At 58.6% G+C, this 15,241-nt stretch carries 11 protein-coding genes; 1 reads left to right on the plus strand and 10 read right to left on the minus strand.

The features are described 5' to 3' along the window. The first annotated feature begins 72 nt into the window (after positions 1-72). Entirely contained in the window at positions 73-1,041 is a 969-nt protein-coding gene (locus tag ACFSKT_RS20350) for a phosphatidylinositol-specific phospholipase C/glycerophosphodiester phosphodiesterase family protein (RefSeq protein ID WP_377718387.1), read from the plus strand. Positions 1,042-1,130: 89 nt separating this feature from the next. Here ACFSKT_RS20350 and ACFSKT_RS20355 read toward each other — a convergent pair whose 3' ends face one another. The 10 genes from ACFSKT_RS20355 to ACFSKT_RS20400 form a co-directional block, all read right to left on the minus strand. Then, the gene (locus ACFSKT_RS20355) at positions 1,131-2,063 is read right to left on the minus strand and encodes an aldo/keto reductase (RefSeq protein ID WP_377718386.1); all 933 of its coding nucleotides are present in this window, start codon (positions 2,061-2,063) and stop codon (positions 1,131-1,133) included. 22 nt (positions 2,064-2,085) lie between these two features. Continuing rightward, entirely contained in the window at positions 2,086-3,069 is a 984-nt protein-coding gene (locus tag ACFSKT_RS20360) for a Gfo/Idh/MocA family protein (RefSeq protein WP_377718385.1), read from the minus strand. Between the two features lie 280 nt (positions 3,070-3,349). Further along, complete coding sequence (locus ACFSKT_RS20365; RefSeq protein ID WP_377718384.1) at positions 3,350-3,625, minus strand: DUF6171 family protein; 276 nt, start codon at positions 3,623-3,625, stop codon at positions 3,350-3,352. Positions 3,626-3,631: 6 nt separating this feature from the next. Beyond that, positions 3,632-5,116, minus strand: a complete 1,485-nt coding sequence (locus tag ACFSKT_RS20370) for an alpha-N-arabinofuranosidase (RefSeq protein WP_377718383.1) — start codon at positions 5,114-5,116, stop codon at positions 3,632-3,634. A gap of 314 nt (positions 5,117-5,430) precedes the next feature. Then, the gene (locus tag ACFSKT_RS20375; RefSeq protein ID WP_377718382.1) at positions 5,431-7,812 is read right to left on the minus strand and encodes a glycoside hydrolase family 95 protein; all 2,382 of its coding nucleotides are present in this window, start codon (positions 7,810-7,812) and stop codon (positions 5,431-5,433) included. Between the two features lie 135 nt (positions 7,813-7,947). Then, on the minus strand, positions 7,948-9,681 hold the full coding sequence (locus ACFSKT_RS20380; protein ID WP_377718381.1) for an ABC transporter substrate-binding protein: 1,734 nt from the start codon (positions 9,679-9,681) through the stop codon (positions 7,948-7,950). 124 nt (positions 9,682-9,805) lie between these two features. Further along, the gene (locus tag ACFSKT_RS20385; RefSeq protein WP_377718380.1) at positions 9,806-10,711 is read right to left on the minus strand and encodes a carbohydrate ABC transporter permease; all 906 of its coding nucleotides are present in this window, start codon (positions 10,709-10,711) and stop codon (positions 9,806-9,808) included. Between the two features lie 12 nt (positions 10,712-10,723). After that, on the minus strand, positions 10,724-11,701 hold the full coding sequence (locus ACFSKT_RS20390; protein ID WP_377718379.1) for an ABC transporter permease: 978 nt from the start codon (positions 11,699-11,701) through the stop codon (positions 10,724-10,726). 152 nt (positions 11,702-11,853) lie between these two features. Next, a complete protein-coding gene (locus ACFSKT_RS20395; RefSeq protein ID WP_377718378.1) occupies positions 11,854-13,410 on the minus strand; it encodes a response regulator transcription factor in 1,557 nt (518 codons plus the stop codon). Further along, a complete protein-coding gene (locus ACFSKT_RS20400) occupies positions 13,403-15,190 on the minus strand; it encodes a sensor histidine kinase (protein ID WP_377718377.1) in 1,788 nt (595 codons plus the stop codon). The genes ACFSKT_RS20395 and ACFSKT_RS20400 overlap by 8 nt, the downstream gene beginning before the upstream one ends. Between the last annotated feature and the right edge of the window lie 51 nt (positions 15,191-15,241).

Here is a 15,241-nt window from a genome sequence, read left to right on the forward strand (position 1 = left end):
ATCGTCCCCCCAAAGCGGGTAAACACCGGGTATTCCTTGACATCCACGAATTCCGGAGGGAGGCTGCTCCATATGAACCGATCTTCCGCGCTGCTGCTGGCTATTAGTCTACTAACCTACGCTCTCGCGGCTACGACGACACACGGTCCCAACACGGCGCTCGCCGCGCAATCGCCCAGAACGGAGCCCGATTGGACTCGTCATCGGCTCGTTGCGCACGGCATGGGCGAAATCGACGGGCACACGTATACGAATACGCTGGAGGCGTTCCAATCGAACTATGCCGACGGTTATCGGTTGTTCGAAGTCGATCTGCAGCTGTCCGCCGACGGTTATCTCGTTACACGCCATGACTGGCAGACCTATCTGTACGGGCTGTTGGGACAAACCCCGCCCGAAGCCGGCCGGCGCGGCCTGCCGCTGACCCGCGAAGAGGCGCTGTCGCTGCTCGTCCATCATGCGTACCGAACGCTGGACTTCGAGGGGCTCCTCGATCTGCTGCGGGCCTATCCGGACGCGGTGTTCATCACCGATACGAAAGACGCCGATCCGACCATCGTTCGCCGTCAATTCCAGGCGATGAAGGAAGCCGCCGAGCATGAACCGGAGCTGCTGCGCCGGATTGTCCCGCAATTTTACGACCAAACGATGTATGCCGCGATCGAATCGGTGCACCGATTCGATTCGTATATCTATACGCTCTATATGTCCCCGGATACGGAAGCGGAGGCGCTGACGTTCGTCCGCGCCCATCCGCGCGTCGCGGCCGTCACGCTGCCGGAATCGATGGCAAACGCCGACTTCCTGCATCGGTTGGAGCAAGCGGGCGTACATGCGTACGTCCACACCATAAATGACGCGGACGCGATGCTGCGGTACATGGACCAGGGCGCGCACGGCTTCTACACGGACCGCATCAAAGAACGGCAACTGGCGAGCGCCAAAACCCCTCCTCCGTCTTATTGGACGCTGCTGGCAAAAGCCGCGCGGCAAATCTATGCCGAGCCTGTATCGTCGCTATGGCCGCAAAGGTGGTTCTAAGCACGCATGCGGCGAGCAGACGAGCTCTGCCGCTTATACAACCGAACGACCCGCCGAATAGATATTCGGCGGGTCGTGCCGTGTTTCGTTTAAGGCTGGCGCAAATCCAGCCACTGAATCTCGCTGGGCGACAGCGTCAGATCGGCCGCCTCGCGGCAGGAGCGCATCTCCGCCTCGTTGCGCGGACCGATGATCGCCGCCGACGGGAACGACTGGTTCAGTACGTAGGCGAGCGCGATCTGAATCGTCGTCACGCCCTTCTCCTTCGCCAGCTGCTCGGCTCTGCGGTAGCGTTCCCAATTGTCGTCGTTGTAGAAGACGCGCACAAGATCGGCGTCCGAGCGGTCGTCCGGCGTGAATCGGCCGGTGAAGAAGCCCCTCGCCTGCGCGGACCAGGAGAACAGCGGCAGCCCGCTCTGCTCGTGCCAAGCCAGCGATGGCGCGTCGATGCTGACGCAATCGTGCCAATACGGTTCCTGCGCCTTCGCCAAGCTTAGGTTCGGGCTGCTGAACGAGAACCCGCGAAGCCCGTGCTCCTCCGCGTAGCGGGCCGCCTCGGCAAGCCGGTCCGTCGTCCAGTTCGATGCGCCGAACGTGAGGATGCGCCCTTCTTCGGCAAGCTCGTTCAGCCATTCCAGAATCTCGCCGACCGGTACGTTCCGGTCGTCGCGATGAAGCGCGTATAAGTCGACGTAATCGGTACGCAGACGCTCCAGGCTGATGCCGAGCTCCTCGCGAATCGCTTCTCTGGACACGCGCGAGCCGTGTTGGTTTGGATGCGCGCCTTTCGTCCAGACGTTGATGTCGCCGCGGTTGCCTCGCTCCTCCAGCCACATGCCGATCGCCTGCTCGCTTTTGCCTCCGCAGTAGATATACGCCGTATCGATCGTATTGCCGCCGATCGCGGTGAACGCGTCGAGGTTCGTCCGCACCAGTTCATACACCTCCGGCGCGAAGTAATCCGAGCCCATGATCAATTGCGATACGCCCTGCTTCAATCCCGCCAGTTCGATCTTCTTCATCGTATCCGCCGCTCCTCTCGCCTTAAAGGGTGACCCGGGAGCGCGTATACGCCGACTCCAGGCAAGCATCGATTACCTTCATGTTCGCCACCGCGTCTTCTGGCGCGAACGTAGCCTGCTTCTCGCCCCATACGACGCGTGCGAAATCGTCGGCCTGAAGCGAATATTGGTTAAGCGTCGGCTGCTCTTCTACACGCGTGCCTTCGCCCGTGTGCACGAAGAAGTTCGAGCCCAGGAAAGCGGATGGCAGCTCGATGCGTCCTTCGGTGCCGAGCACCTCGAGCGTATTACGGAATGCCGCCCACATGCCGCAGTCGAAGGAGAGCGCCACGCCGCCGCTAAACTCGAGAATACCCGAGGCCATCATATCGACGTTGTCGTGCTCGGGCGATAGCAAGGCGTGAACGGTGGCGGCAACCGGCTCTTCGCCAAGCAGCAGTCTGGCCGCGCTGATCGGATAACAGCCGACGTCGTAAATCGAGCCGCCGCCCCATTCGCGCTTGTAGCGGACGTTGCCGGAATCCTTCGCGTTGTTGAACGTGAACGTGCCGTGAATACCGCGAATTTCGCCGATTTCGCCGGAATCGATAATTTCCTTCACCCGCGCGTAGGCCGGATGATAGCGGTACATGAACGCCTCGGCCAGATGGACGCCCGCGCTGCGGCTGGCGTCCGCCATGCGCTGCGCTTCCGCCGCATTCAGCGCGATCGGCTTCTCGCACAACACGTGCTTGCCCGCCTCGATCGCTTTAATCGTCCACTCCATATGTAGATGGTTCGGCAGCGGAATATAGACTGCGTCGATGTCTCCGTCCGCGAGCAGCTCTTCATAGCTGCCGTAAGCTTTCGGGATGCCCAGCTTCTCGGCAGTCTCCTGCGCCTTGGCCAAGCCCCGGCTCGCGATCGCGGCGACCTCGCCGGTCTCCGACTGCTGAATACCTGGAATAACGGAACGAACTGCAATACCTGCGCATCCTATAATGCCCCAACGTAGTTTTCGGTTCATGCGTGCACCTGCTTTTCTTGGTTTTGGCACCATTATAGTCCAAGAAAGGTGATCGTTTATATAGAACAATATGGCTTATTCATATTAGATTTTGGGACGCCCAGTTTGGTTTCCGCTCGCGATAGGGAGCGGAGCATGCTGGCAACGCCCAGTTTGGTTTCCGCTCGCGACGAGCGGAGCATGCTGACGATCGCTAGCCCGCGCATGCGCCAAGCCGCCCGGCTCACGCTCCGATGAAGGGCGAGCCGGGCGGCTTGCGGCATGGACGGGACTAAGATGGTTAGGCCCACTTGGATCCGCCGGGCTTCGGGCACGTGCCGGCCAGCAGCTTGGCGCGCACCCGGACGAAGCACCCGCAGTGGGCGCAGGTGGAACCGTACTGCAGATCGGCGCAGGCCGCGCAGCTGGCCAGCCGCGCCTCGTATTGATCGGTCGGCGCGCAGCTCTCTGGATGGCGCTCCAGCTTCTCGATCATGCGGTCGATCTGCGCCTCCGGCACATGGACGCTGTCCCGACAGCCCTTGCAGCCTTCCGGCCGGCTTGCGAGCGCGGACATCGGGCGTTACCCGATGCTCAGCACCGCGACGGATGCAGCCGGCAGCGTCGCGCGCAGAATGCCGTTCTCGAAGCGGATGCCTTCCAGCGCGACCGGCGCGACCGCGTTCGGCGCGTCAACCGTGTTGTGCGCGTGGATATCCGCCGCATGCAGCACGCGGCCGGAAGCGGACGCCTGCGCATCCTTCAAGCCGCGCAGCTCGATCGTAATCTCCGCCGCTGCTTCATGGCTGACGTTGCAAAGGCTGATGTTCAGCTTGCCGTCCTGACCGCGCGAGGCAGTCGCGCTGATTTGGTCGAGCGTCTGACCGTTCATCTCGTAGGCAGCGGACGAGTTCGACAGCTCGAGCAGCTCCGCATCCTGATGCACCTTGTACATTTCGAAGACGTGGTAGGTCGGCGTCAGCGCCATTTTGTCCCCTTCGGTGAGGATGACCGATTGCAGCACGTTGACCGTCTGGGCGATGTTCGCCATCCGGACCCGGTCGCAATGCGCGTTGAACACGTTCAGCGACAGTCCTGCGACCAGCGCGTCGCGCATCGTGTTCTGCTGGTACAGGAAGCCTGGATTCGTACCCGGCTCGACCAGGAACCACGTTCCCCACTCGTCGACGATCAGCGCGACGCGTTTCTGAGGGTCGTACTGGTCCATAATCGCGCTGTGCTTGGTGATCAGCTCGTCGATGTGCAGCGCCTTCTTCATCGTCTCGAACCACTGGCTCTCGTTGAAATCAAGCGCCGATTGCTTCTCCTCCCAGCTGCCCGGGATCGTGTAATAGTGCAGGCTGAGGCCGTCCATCATACGGCCCGCTTCGCGCATGAGCACCTCGGTCCAACGGTAATCGTCGATGTTCGGACCGCCCGCGATGCGGTAAATTTTGTTGTCGCCGTAATTCCGCACGTACGTCTGGTAGCGGCGGTACAGGTCCGCGTAATATTCCGGACGCATGTTGCCTCCGCATCCCCAGTTCTCGTTGCCGACGCCGAAGAACTTCAGACGCCAAGGCTGCTCTTGCCCGTTCGCGCGGCGCAGGTCCGCCATCGGCGATTCGCCGTCGAACGTCATGTATTCGACCCACTCGGACATCTCCTGGACGGTGCCGCTGCCGACGTTGCCATTGACGTATGGCTCCGTGCCGAGCAGTTCGCACAGCTTCATGAACTCATGAGTGCCGAAATGGTTGTTCTCCACGACGCCGCCCCAGTGCGTGTTGACCATCCGCTTGCGGCCTTCGCGCGGACCGATGCCGTCCTTCCAGTGGTATTCATCCGCGAAGCAGCCGCCCGGCCAGCGCAGGTTCGGAATGCTCAACCCTTTAAGCGCTTCCAAGACGTCGTTGCGAATGCCGTTCGTATTCGGAATATCCGAATCTTCTCCAACCCAGATGCCGCCATAAATACAGCGACCCAGATGCTCCGCGAAATGACCGTAAATATGCTTGCTGATCGTACCTTTCGTGAGGTCGGCGTTAATGACGATATGATTGCTCATGTCACAAATCTCCTTTAACCGCATACTGGATTAATGAAATAACTAACTGATTAACATATTATGTACATGAATTAATTAAACCATAAAACCATGGCTGTTCGCAATGATAAAATTAGCAACAGATTAACAAATACATAAATCCAACTATCAATTTAGCGTGTTAGGCCTACGACATTTCCTAGGAAATAATCGGGGAAGGGAATCGCCAAACAGCCGGGCAACCAAAGGTCGCCCGGCTATTTGGAAATTTTCGCGTTTCCGCTCGTTTTCCGAACATACGTGCCCATGCGGATTGCCGCATGTCAGACTCTATGCTATCCGCCTTCCACGCCGGTAACCAAATAAATGCCGCCAACTTCGGTTCCGAAAGCCGCGCGGGACGCGACGATCTCTCCATCCGGAAGTCGGATGGAAACTCCCCCGTCATACCCGATTCGGCAGTCCGAGCCATGAGTCGATTCGATTCTCGCCTGCGCGAGCTTGCCATTGCGCCATTCGATATCGACGATAAATCCGCCTCTGGCCCTCAAGCCCGTAACCTTGCCCTCCGTCCAGGCGGATGGCAGCGCGGGCAGCAGCTCGATCGTATCGAGATGGCTCTGCACCAGCATTTCGGCGATCCCGGACGTGCCGCCGAAATTACCGTCGATCTGGAACGGCGGATGCGCGTCGAACAAGTTCGGATACGTCGAGCGAGAGAGGAGCGTGCGGACGAATCGGTGCGCATTCTCGCTCTCGCGCAGCCTGGCGTAAAGATTAATCAACCAGGCACAGCTCCATCCGGTATGCCCGCCGCCCTGCGCGATGCGGGCAGCGAGCGACGCGCGCGAGGCCTCCATAAGGTCCGGCGTGTCGCGTTCGTTGATCGACGCGCCTGGATAGACGCCGTACAAATGCGAGACATGCCGATGTCCCGGCTCCAGCTCCTTATGCGGCAGCGACCATTCTTGCAGTCGTCCGTCTTCTCCGATCGCCAGGGGCGCCAGCCTCGCGAGCGCGCGCTCGAGCTCGCCCCGCAATTCGGCGTCCGCATCCACTATCTCGGCCGCCTGGATCACAGCATGGAACAGCTCGCGGAGGATCGTCAGATCCATCGCCGAGCCGATCGTCACGCTGCACGGTTCGCCCTCCTCCGTGACGAAGCGATTCTCCGGCGACGTCGACGGCAGCGTCGTCAGGGTACCGTCCTCGTTCTCCTGCAGCCAGTCCAAACCGAATAGCGCCGCGCCGCGCATGAGCGGGTAAGCGGTCTTCGCCAGGAACTCCTCGTCCGGCCTGAACCGGTAGCGCTCCCACAGATGCTGGCTCAGCCACGCGCCGCCCAGCGGCCAGAACGCCCAGCTTGGATCGCCGCTCGCCGGCGTGGAGACGCGCCACAGGTCGACGTTATGATGCGCCGTCCAGCCGCGCGCGCCATAGTGAATCGCCGCCGTCCGCGCGCCCGTCCGACTGAGCTCGCCGATCAAGTCGAACAATGGCTCGTGACATTCGCCAAGGTTGCCAAGTTCAGCCGGCCAGTAATTCATCTGCGTATTGATGTTCGTCGTATAGTTGCTGTTCCAAGGCGGCTGGACGTGATCGTTCCAGATGCCCTGCAAGTTCGCCGCCTGCGTGCCCGGACGGGAGCTCGCGATGAGCAAATAACGGCCATATTGGAACAACAGCGCTTCCAGTGCCGGATCGGTTGCTCCGCCCTGGTAGGCTGTCAGACGCGTATCGGTCGGCAGCCGATCGCCTTCGCTTGCGCCTAGCGTAAGGCTCACGCGGCGGAACAGCGCACGATGGTCTTCGATATGTCTGCGCTTCAATTCGTCGTAGACGATCCCGGCAGCGGCCGCAAGCTGCAACTCGCAACGCTCGATCTCCAATCCCGAGCCCGGAGCCGGCTGATCGTCATATTCCGTGAAGTCGGTGGCGGCAGTCAACAGAATGAGCGCGGAATGGGCCCCTTCGATGACGAGGCTGCCATCCTCGTCCGCGGCGAGCCGCCCGCCGTTCAACTGCACGATTAGCATGATGGCGAAGGATAATCCGCGTTCCGCCTCATACAACACCGCTTGCGGATGATCGCCCAGATAATTATCCGCGACATGGCTCGGCGCCCTGCCGCGCAGGGTCAGCTTGCCGGTCGTCGCTTCTTCCCCGGCTGGATCCGCCGCGACCGAGAATTGCAGCTTGGAGCTTAGCCGGACGCGTGCATTAATCGTTCCCGGACCCTCGGCTTCCATACGAACGGCCATCACCCCGTCGGGATGGCTGACGAACGTCTCTCGACGATAAGCCGTATCGTTGTCGTCGCGGAACGCCGTGAACGAGATCCCGGTATCCAAATCCAACGATCGCCTGTATTCACTCCAGCCGCCCGCCATGGATTGGTCGAGCCATAGATCGCCCATCGCCAAATACGCTTCCGAGCGCGGGCCGAGCATGCCATCGCCGATCAATTTCTCGGCTTCGCGGAAGCGCCCCTCGCGCAGCAATTCCCGGGACCGCTTCAGATGGCGCAGCGCCTCGTAATTGTTCGTGTCGCGCGGGAAGCCCGACCAGAGCGTATCCTCGTTCAATTGAATTCGTTCCTGCCGGACGCCGCCGAACACCATGCCGCCTAGACGGCCGTTGCCGATCGGCAGCGCTTCTTCCCATGTCCCGGCCGGTTGCTCGTACCATAATGCCAGTTCGTTCCCCGGTTGCTTCATGCGGTTTCTGCCCTCCTCGTTTCTTCCTGCGATTTCCATTCGCCCTATCTTGGCAAAAAAACCTCCAACCCGCAATGCTCGGTTGGAGGTTTTGGTTCTGCTGCGCTGCCGCTCGGCTGCGCAATTGGAGTCGATCTATTTGCCGCTCCAGAGCTCTACGCGCTGTTGGACCAGTTCTTGACGCAGATCTTCCGCTTTCTCGACGTCTGCCGCTTCGATTTCTTTCATGTAGGCATCCCACACTTTGTCGAAATCGGCCGGCTTCGCCAGAATCGCTTCCGGAATGCGTTTCCACGTGATGCTCTTCAGCTTCTCGTCGAGAATCGTGATTTCGCTGTCGCCTGGAACCGGAATGTTCCATGCCGCGCCCCATGGCTTAACTTTGAATTCCTCTTCTTTCGGGAACAGATCTTTCCATGTCGTCGCCTTGTAAGCGGCCAACACTTCCTTCTCCACGTCGTTGTAGCTGGCCACGATTTGCTCAGGGAAGTTCGTCGTGTAGTAGTTGCCGGATGGATCTTTCACGCCGTCGCCGTAGTGAGGACCGATCATTTGGTATTGCCCGATGCCGGATTCTTTCTGGAAGTTCGCGGCGTCGTTGATTTTGCGGTCGTTAACTTCTGCCGGAATGACGCGCTTGCCGTTCTCTACTTTGTAATGCTCGCCCTCGATGCCCCAGTTCACGAGCACTTGACCTTCGTCGGAAGCCAGGTAATCCAGGAACTTGATCGTGCGGACCGGATCCGGGTTCGTGCTGGAGATCGCGACGCCGTAGCCGCTCAGGAAGCCGGTAGGCTGGAAGGAAGCGTCTTTAAATTCTTCGGTCAGCGTGACCGGGTAGTGGCCGTAGCCTTGGTCGAATTTGCCTGCGGCCTTCAGCGCTTTCTCGCCGTCCGCATAGTCCCACTCTTGGTCGATCAAGCCGAGTACGCGGCCGGAAGCGACTTTCGCTTTGTACTGGTCATACTTCTGAACGAAGCTCTCCGGATCCAGAAGGCCTTCGGCGTTCATATGGTTCAGCCAGCGGAAGTATTCTTTCTCTTCCGGACGTCTGAAGTGGTACGTCACTTCTTGCGTGTCGATGTCGATGTAGTATTCGCCGTCGTCGGAGCCGCCCGTCGCGAGGAAAGCCGGGTTCGTGACGGAGATGTACATGTGCCAGTCGTCCGCGTTCAGCGTCAGGCCGATGTTTGGATTGCCGTTCTCGTCCTTCGGATGCTTTGCTAAATATTGCTTGATGGCGTTCTCAAAATCTTTCACGGTGCGGATTTTCGGGAAGCCCAGCTCTTTCACGACGCGATGCTGGAGCTCGAAGCCGCCGCCTGCGGTGAAGTACGTTTGGTCGACGCCCGCGTTCGTCGGGATGACGTAAATCGATTTGTCTTCGTTGCTGTAACGGAGACGGTTCATCTCTTCGCCGTACAGCTTCTTGATGTTGGGCGCATGTTCTTCGATCAGATCGGTCAGGTCGATAACGGCGCCGGCGTCAACGAATTTGTTGATGCTGTTCTTCGCCGCGATCAGATCCGGGTAGTCGCCGCTCGTCGCGATGAGCGCGGACTTCTGTACCGGGTCGCCGACCGCGAATTCCGCGTCGAGGGTGATACCCGTTTTCTCCGTGATTTTCTTGCCGACCGCATCCTGCATGTTCGCCCAGTTCGCGTTCGTATCTTCACTGTAGTACGTTAATGTAAGCGGACTCAAATTTTCGGACGCCGCGTTATTGCCTTCCGCCGCCTGGTTGCCGTTCGTCGCACCATTGTTCGTACCGGCGTTGCCGCCGTTGTTGTTGCCGCCGCAGCCTGCGAGCAGTCCGGCTACCATCGCGGTCGCCAACACTACGCCAGTCCACTTTCTCTTTTGTGTCATCGTGTAAACCTCCCTTTTGGATTCACAACTATATGTTGTACAACAGGTGCCCCTGTAAATACCGATATGGAGGGCAGCTTGCGCTGCCCGTGATTACCGCCGGCAAGTTTGGTCAGTCCGGCGATTAGCCTTTGACCGCGCCGAGCGTCATGCCTTTCACGAAATACCGTTGAAGGAACGGATAGACGAACAGGATTGGAACGGTAACGACGATCGTGATCGCCATGCGGACCGATTCCGGCGAGATGCTCGCCATCACCTGGGTGATGTTCGTGTTCCGGTAATCGCTGTTGCCGGTGGTCGTGCTTTGCAGCACTTTCATCAATTCGAATTGAAGCGTCGTCAAGTGATCGGCCCTTGCATTGTACAGCCATGTATCGAACCAGGCGTTCCATTGACCGACCGCCAAGAAGAGCGCGATCGTCGCGAGCGCCGGCTTCGCCATCGGCAGGATGACCCGCCAGTAAATCGTGAAGTCGTTCGCGCCGTCGAGCTTGGCGGATTCCTGCAACGCATACGGAATGCCGTCCATGAACGAGCGGATGATGAAGACGTTGAACGCCGATACCATGCCTGGAAGAACGTAGACCGCGAAAGTGCCGATCATGTTCAGATCCTTGATGAGCAGGTACGTCGGAATCAGACCGCCCGAGACGTACATCGTCAGCGCCAGGAACACCGAGATAAAGCGGCGGGCCTGGAATTCCGGACGCGACAGCGTGAAGGCCAGCATCGAAGCGCTGATCAAGCCGAGCACCGTGCCGACGATCGTGCGGAGAACCGAAATTTGCAAACCTTGCAGCAAGCCTTCGTAGCCGAAGATAATGCTGTAGTTCTTGAGCGTAAACTCCCTCGGGAAGATCGTGATGCCGCCGCGCACGCTGTCGGTCGAATCGTTGAGCGACAGCGCGAGCACGTTCAGGAACGGATAGAGCGTCACGACCGTCACCAACAGGACGAAGCCGTAGACGAAAATATCGAATATGCGGTCAGATATAGGCGCGCCTTTGCGCATCGTTTTCGCTGCCATGGGGCACCCCTCCTACATGATGCTTTCTTTGGTAATCCGTTTGAAAATGCCGTTCGCCGTGAACAACAGGATGATGCTGACGACGGAGTTGAACATGTTGATCGCGGTACCGAACGAGAAGTTGCTCATCTGCAGTCCGTACTGCAAGGCGTACAGGTCAAGCACCTGCGAGTAGTCGGTGACCAGGTTGTTCGAGAGCAGCATCTGTTTCTCGAAGCCGATACTAACGAGATGTCCGATGGACATAATAAGCAAAATAATGATCGTCGAACGTATGCCCGGAATCGTAATATGCCAGATTTGGCGAAGCCGGCTTGCGCCGTCGACTCTCGCAGCTTCGTACAGCTCGGCGCTGATGCCGGCGATTGCGGCCAGGTAGATGATCGTGTTCCAGCCCGTTTCCTTCCATACATCGGCCGCAGTGACGATGCTCCAGAAGTAGGATCCCTTGGCCATGAACTGTATCGGCTGATCAATAATGCCGATCCACATCAGGAAATCGTTGACTGCGCCGTGGTCGGCGGACAGCATCTTCGTGACGATGCCGGCGACGACGACCCAGGATACGAAGTGAGGCAAGTACGATATGGTTTGCGCGAATCGCTTGAACGCCATCAGACGGACTTCATTAAGCAGAATCGCGAAAATGATCGGGATCGTAAAGCCTGCGATCAGCCCCATGAAACTCATGGCCAGCGTATTGCGCAGCACCAGATAAAATTGGTCATCGGCGAACAATCGCGCGAACTGATCGAATCCAACCCATTTCTGATCGACGATGCGCTCCCAGAACGATTTGTTCGGCATCGGTCTGTACTTCTGGAATGCCATCGTCCAGCCCCATAACGGCAGGTAGCTGAAGATGAATACCCAGATGACGAACGGAATGGACATCATGTACAAATATTTCTGCTGTAGAAAAATGCGCCAGAACCGGGATGTCTCGCGGCGCCCTCTCTCCTTGGGCTTCTCTTGTGTTACCGCTTCCATTGGTACCCCTCCTTGCTGTATGTCCTTATTGTAACGAAGCGGCGGCGGCGGAAGTACCCCAAGGATTTTCTACAAAATCATATAAAAATTCTACTCCGTCCCCTAGAAAATAGAGAAAGCGCCCGGCGTTGGCCGAGCGCGTGTCGAATGTTTCACTTTTTCTTGTAGGCGGATGGCGATTCGCCGACGTATTTGCGGAATTTGCTGTGAAAATAGTCGACGTTCGTGTACCCGACTTTCTCCGCGACCTGGTACACTTTCATGCCTTGATCCAGGAAGCTCTTCGCCTTCTCGATCCGCACCTTGTCCAGATAACTATTGAAATACTCGCCCGTCGTCGTCTTGAACAGCTTCCCCAAATATGCGCTGTTGTATCCAAGCACGTCCGCCAGCGTCTCCAGCTTGAGCGGCTGCTGGTAATTGCGCTGGATGAGATCGATCATCTTCATGATCTGCTTATCCGTTCCACCCGCGTCCAGCCCTTCCATGGCGCGGGCGAGCACCGACTGCACGCTCTCGATCAACGACTGGTAGGTATGCGGCTTGTACAGTCCGATAATGCCGCCGGACAGCTCGTGGCGCCGATCTTGCAGTTCTTGGCGGTGAAGGGTCAGCTTCCCGATGGCGCCCGTGATCAACTGCACCATCCCGGTCTTGATCTCTTGCTCCGAATAGTTCGCGCGCAGCATCGCTTCGCCCGCTTCGGCGGCCAGCTGCTTCGCGGCCTCCATGTTGCCGATATCCAGCGTCAAATACAGCTTCTCCGCGGTCGCATCCGGATCGAAGGGCTCGTGCTCGTCCGCTTCGTCCGCCAGCTTGTGATCGATCGGCTCCGTCTGTTCTCCGATGATGCGGCCTTCTTCATAGAAGAAACGCAGATTCATCAGCCGCACGGCCGTCGCATGGGCGCGCACGAGATCGGTCAGCCGCTCTTCCGCGCCGCCCGAGACGACGGTGAAGCCCAGCTCGCGTTCAGCCGCGATATTCGCGATATCCCGATAGACGCGGGCGCTCTGGTATTCGCTCTGCAGCGGCTCCCGAAGCAGCAGACCGATATACGGCTCCGCGTAAAAGACAACTCCCCGCCCCGCTTCCTCGAACAACGTGACGAATCGCCGTTTCATGTACGCGAAGACGCCGGAATCCAGATCCTGCTCCGCATGCAGCCGCACGAGCAGCAGCTCGTAGGACGGCCAGACTAACCCGGCCTCCCGCGCGGCGTCTTCCAAGCTATCGGCGGCATCCTCCGGATAAGCCCCTTCCAGACACGTCTGAATGAGCCGTTCGCGGTTCCATTCGCTCATCGCCGAATGACGCCGGTTCGCGGCCGATTCCGCGTCGAGCACCTTTTTCAGCCGATCCAAATATCCGGTCAGCTCGTCCTCGTCCACCGGCTTGAGCAGGTAGCCGTCAATCTGGTATTGGATCGCTTTCTTGGCATAATCGAAATCGGCGTACCCGCTCAGGATCAAAATATGAAGACGCTCGTTCTTCTCCCGCAGATGGCCGATCAACGTCAAGCCGTCCATGCCCGGCATCCGAATATCGACGATCATCAAATCCGGGTTCAGCCGCTCCTGCTTCTCCAGCGCTTCCCTCCCGTTCCCGGCGGTGTCCGCGACCTGGTAGCCCAGCTCCTCCCAGTCGATCAGCGTCCGAAGTCCTTCCCGTATCATCGGCTCGTCATCGACAAGCAGCACGTTATACATGTGATCGCCCCCCTAGCGGAATGTGAAACCGGATTTGCGTCCCTTCGCCGGGCACGCTGTGAATGTTGAGTCCGTGCTCCGCGCCGTACGTCAGCAGCAGCCGCATATGGACGTTGCGCAGCCCGATCCGGTTGCGCTCGTCGTCGTCCTGCTCGCTCAGCGATTGCAGGACGACCGCGGCCCGCTCTTCCGTCATGCCGGTGCCATTGTCCATGACTTCGATATGCACCTCTTGCCCGACGACGCTGGCTTTGACCCGAACGAGACCGCCTTCCTCCTTGCTCTCGAGCCCGTGCACAACGGCGTTCTCGACGAGCGGCTGGATGATGAGCGGCGGAATGAACGTTTCCTCCGCGGCCGGATCGATGAGCAGCTCGAAATGAAGGCGGTCGCCATGGCGGAATTTCTGGATCTCCAGATAACAGCGGACGATATCCATCTCGCTGCGCATCGGAATGCTGCGATTGCCGACCTCCAGGTTTTTGCGCATCATTTTGCCCAGCAGCCGCACGACCTTCGCGATTTCCGTCTCCCCTTTGATGTGGGCCTTCATGCGGATCGACTCCAGCGCGTTGAACAGAAAATGCGGGTTGATTTGGCTGGCCATCATTTTGAATTTGATCTCGTTCTGCTTCTGGGCGAGCTGCCGCTTCTGGTAATTGGACTCCTCCACCTCGCTCATCAGCCCGTTAATGCTCGCGACCATGGCATTGAATTGCCTGGACAGCTGGCCGATCTCGTCCTTGCCGTCGATCTCCATCGCGATCCCGAGATTGCCCGTCGCCACCTTGTTAATATGCTTGCTAAGGCGAAGCAGCCGGTTGGACAGCAGGGTGGAAAATCCGTAAATGAGCAGCGTCGCGACGGCCAGACTGATCGAGATAACGGTGACCGCCAGCCGGATCGTCCGGTTCGCCTCTTGCACGATCTGGTCGATCGAGAAGATAGAGAGGATGCGAAGCTCGTTCATGCTGGATTTCGGCCGGAGATCGTCCACCATGATTTGCAGCTTGTTGCCGTCCATGACGGTCTCGAACGTCCCCGTCATGCCCTCGATAATCGCCGGATCGAATTGGAGCTCCTCCAGCGTCTTGCCCAGCTTGCCGGGACGATTGGACGCGACGACCTGATTGCTGCTGTCGACGATCATCGTCTCGAACGATTCTTGCGCCAGGATAGAGGCCAGCATCTCCGAATTGACATTAATGACGAGCACGCCGGTCGAATTTTGGTTCGGGAAATCGACCCGCCGCACAAGACTTAAATATTTCTTCCCGTCCCGCTCATCCTCGACGTAGCTCCAATCGACGAGACTGCTCTGAATGGCGCTTTGGTACCAAGGCGCCTCCACGATGTCCGGCGTTGGCTGGATAAACTCCCAGTTATTAAGCAGCGTCGGATTGTTCACGTACAGCCGGATCGCGGCGAGTTCTTCATATAAGCGCAGATTATCCCGAAAATCCGGATATTCTTTATAAGCTTTGACGACGTCGTATACGGAGTCGTACCGCCGATTCGCGACCGTCTCCAGCCGGGCATCGTTCGCCAGCCGGTACGCCGTGTCGTACGAGATGCTGACGACCTCGCTCGTCCGTTTCTTCACCCGCTCGACGTTCGTCACGGTCTGTTCCATCGCGTTGCCGAGCGCCATGGAGCGCAGCTCGCTCGTCAAGAAATACCCGATGATGAGCACCGGAATGAACACGACTACAATAAACGACAAAAACAGCTTATGGCGCAGCTTCATATCGTTGACGATCCGAATGATCGATTTATACAAGCTCGCACCCCCCTGCGGTAAAATCCATGATGAAAGCCGTACTCGCTTCAA

It is taken from the genome of Paenibacillus xanthanilyticus, from assembly GCF_042682185.1.
In the GTDB taxonomy this organism is placed as follows: Bacteria; Bacillota; Bacilli; order Paenibacillales; family Paenibacillaceae; genus Paenibacillus_Z; species Paenibacillus_Z xanthanilyticus.

What these genes read in the sequence shown, in the direction of transcription:
- ACFSKT_RS20380 (WP_377718381.1), bottom strand. Translation starts at nt 9,681, where the DNA reads ATGACACAAAAGAGAAAGTGGACTGGCGTAGTGTTGGCGACCGCGATG.
- ACFSKT_RS20385 (WP_377718380.1), bottom strand. Translation starts at nt 10,711, where the DNA reads ATGGCAGCGAAAACGATGCGCAAAGGCGCGCCTATATCTGACCGCATA.
- ACFSKT_RS20365 (WP_377718384.1), bottom strand. Translation starts at nt 3,625, where the DNA reads ATGTCCGCGCTCGCAAGCCGGCCGGAAGGCTGCAAGGGCTGTCGGGAC.
- ACFSKT_RS20355 (WP_377718386.1), bottom strand. Translation starts at nt 2,063, where the DNA reads ATGAAGAAGATCGAACTGGCGGGATTGAAGCAGGGCGTATCGCAATTG.
- ACFSKT_RS20370 (WP_377718383.1), bottom strand. Translation starts at nt 5,116, where the DNA reads ATGAGCAATCATATCGTCATTAACGCCGACCTCACGAAAGGTACGATC.
- ACFSKT_RS20390 (WP_377718379.1), bottom strand. Translation starts at nt 11,701, where the DNA reads ATGGAAGCGGTAACACAAGAGAAGCCCAAGGAGAGAGGGCGCCGCGAG.
- ACFSKT_RS20360 (WP_377718385.1), bottom strand. Translation starts at nt 3,069, where the DNA reads ATGAACCGAAAACTACGTTGGGGCATTATAGGATGCGCAGGTATTGCA.
- ACFSKT_RS20395 (WP_377718378.1), bottom strand. Translation starts at nt 13,410, where the DNA reads ATGTATAACGTGCTGCTTGTCGATGACGAGCCGATGATACGGGAAGGA.
- ACFSKT_RS20350 (WP_377718387.1), top strand. Translation starts at nt 73, where the DNA reads ATGAACCGATCTTCCGCGCTGCTGCTGGCTATTAGTCTACTAACCTAC.
- ACFSKT_RS20375 (WP_377718382.1), bottom strand. Translation starts at nt 7,812, where the DNA reads ATGAAGCAACCGGGGAACGAACTGGCATTATGGTACGAGCAACCGGCC.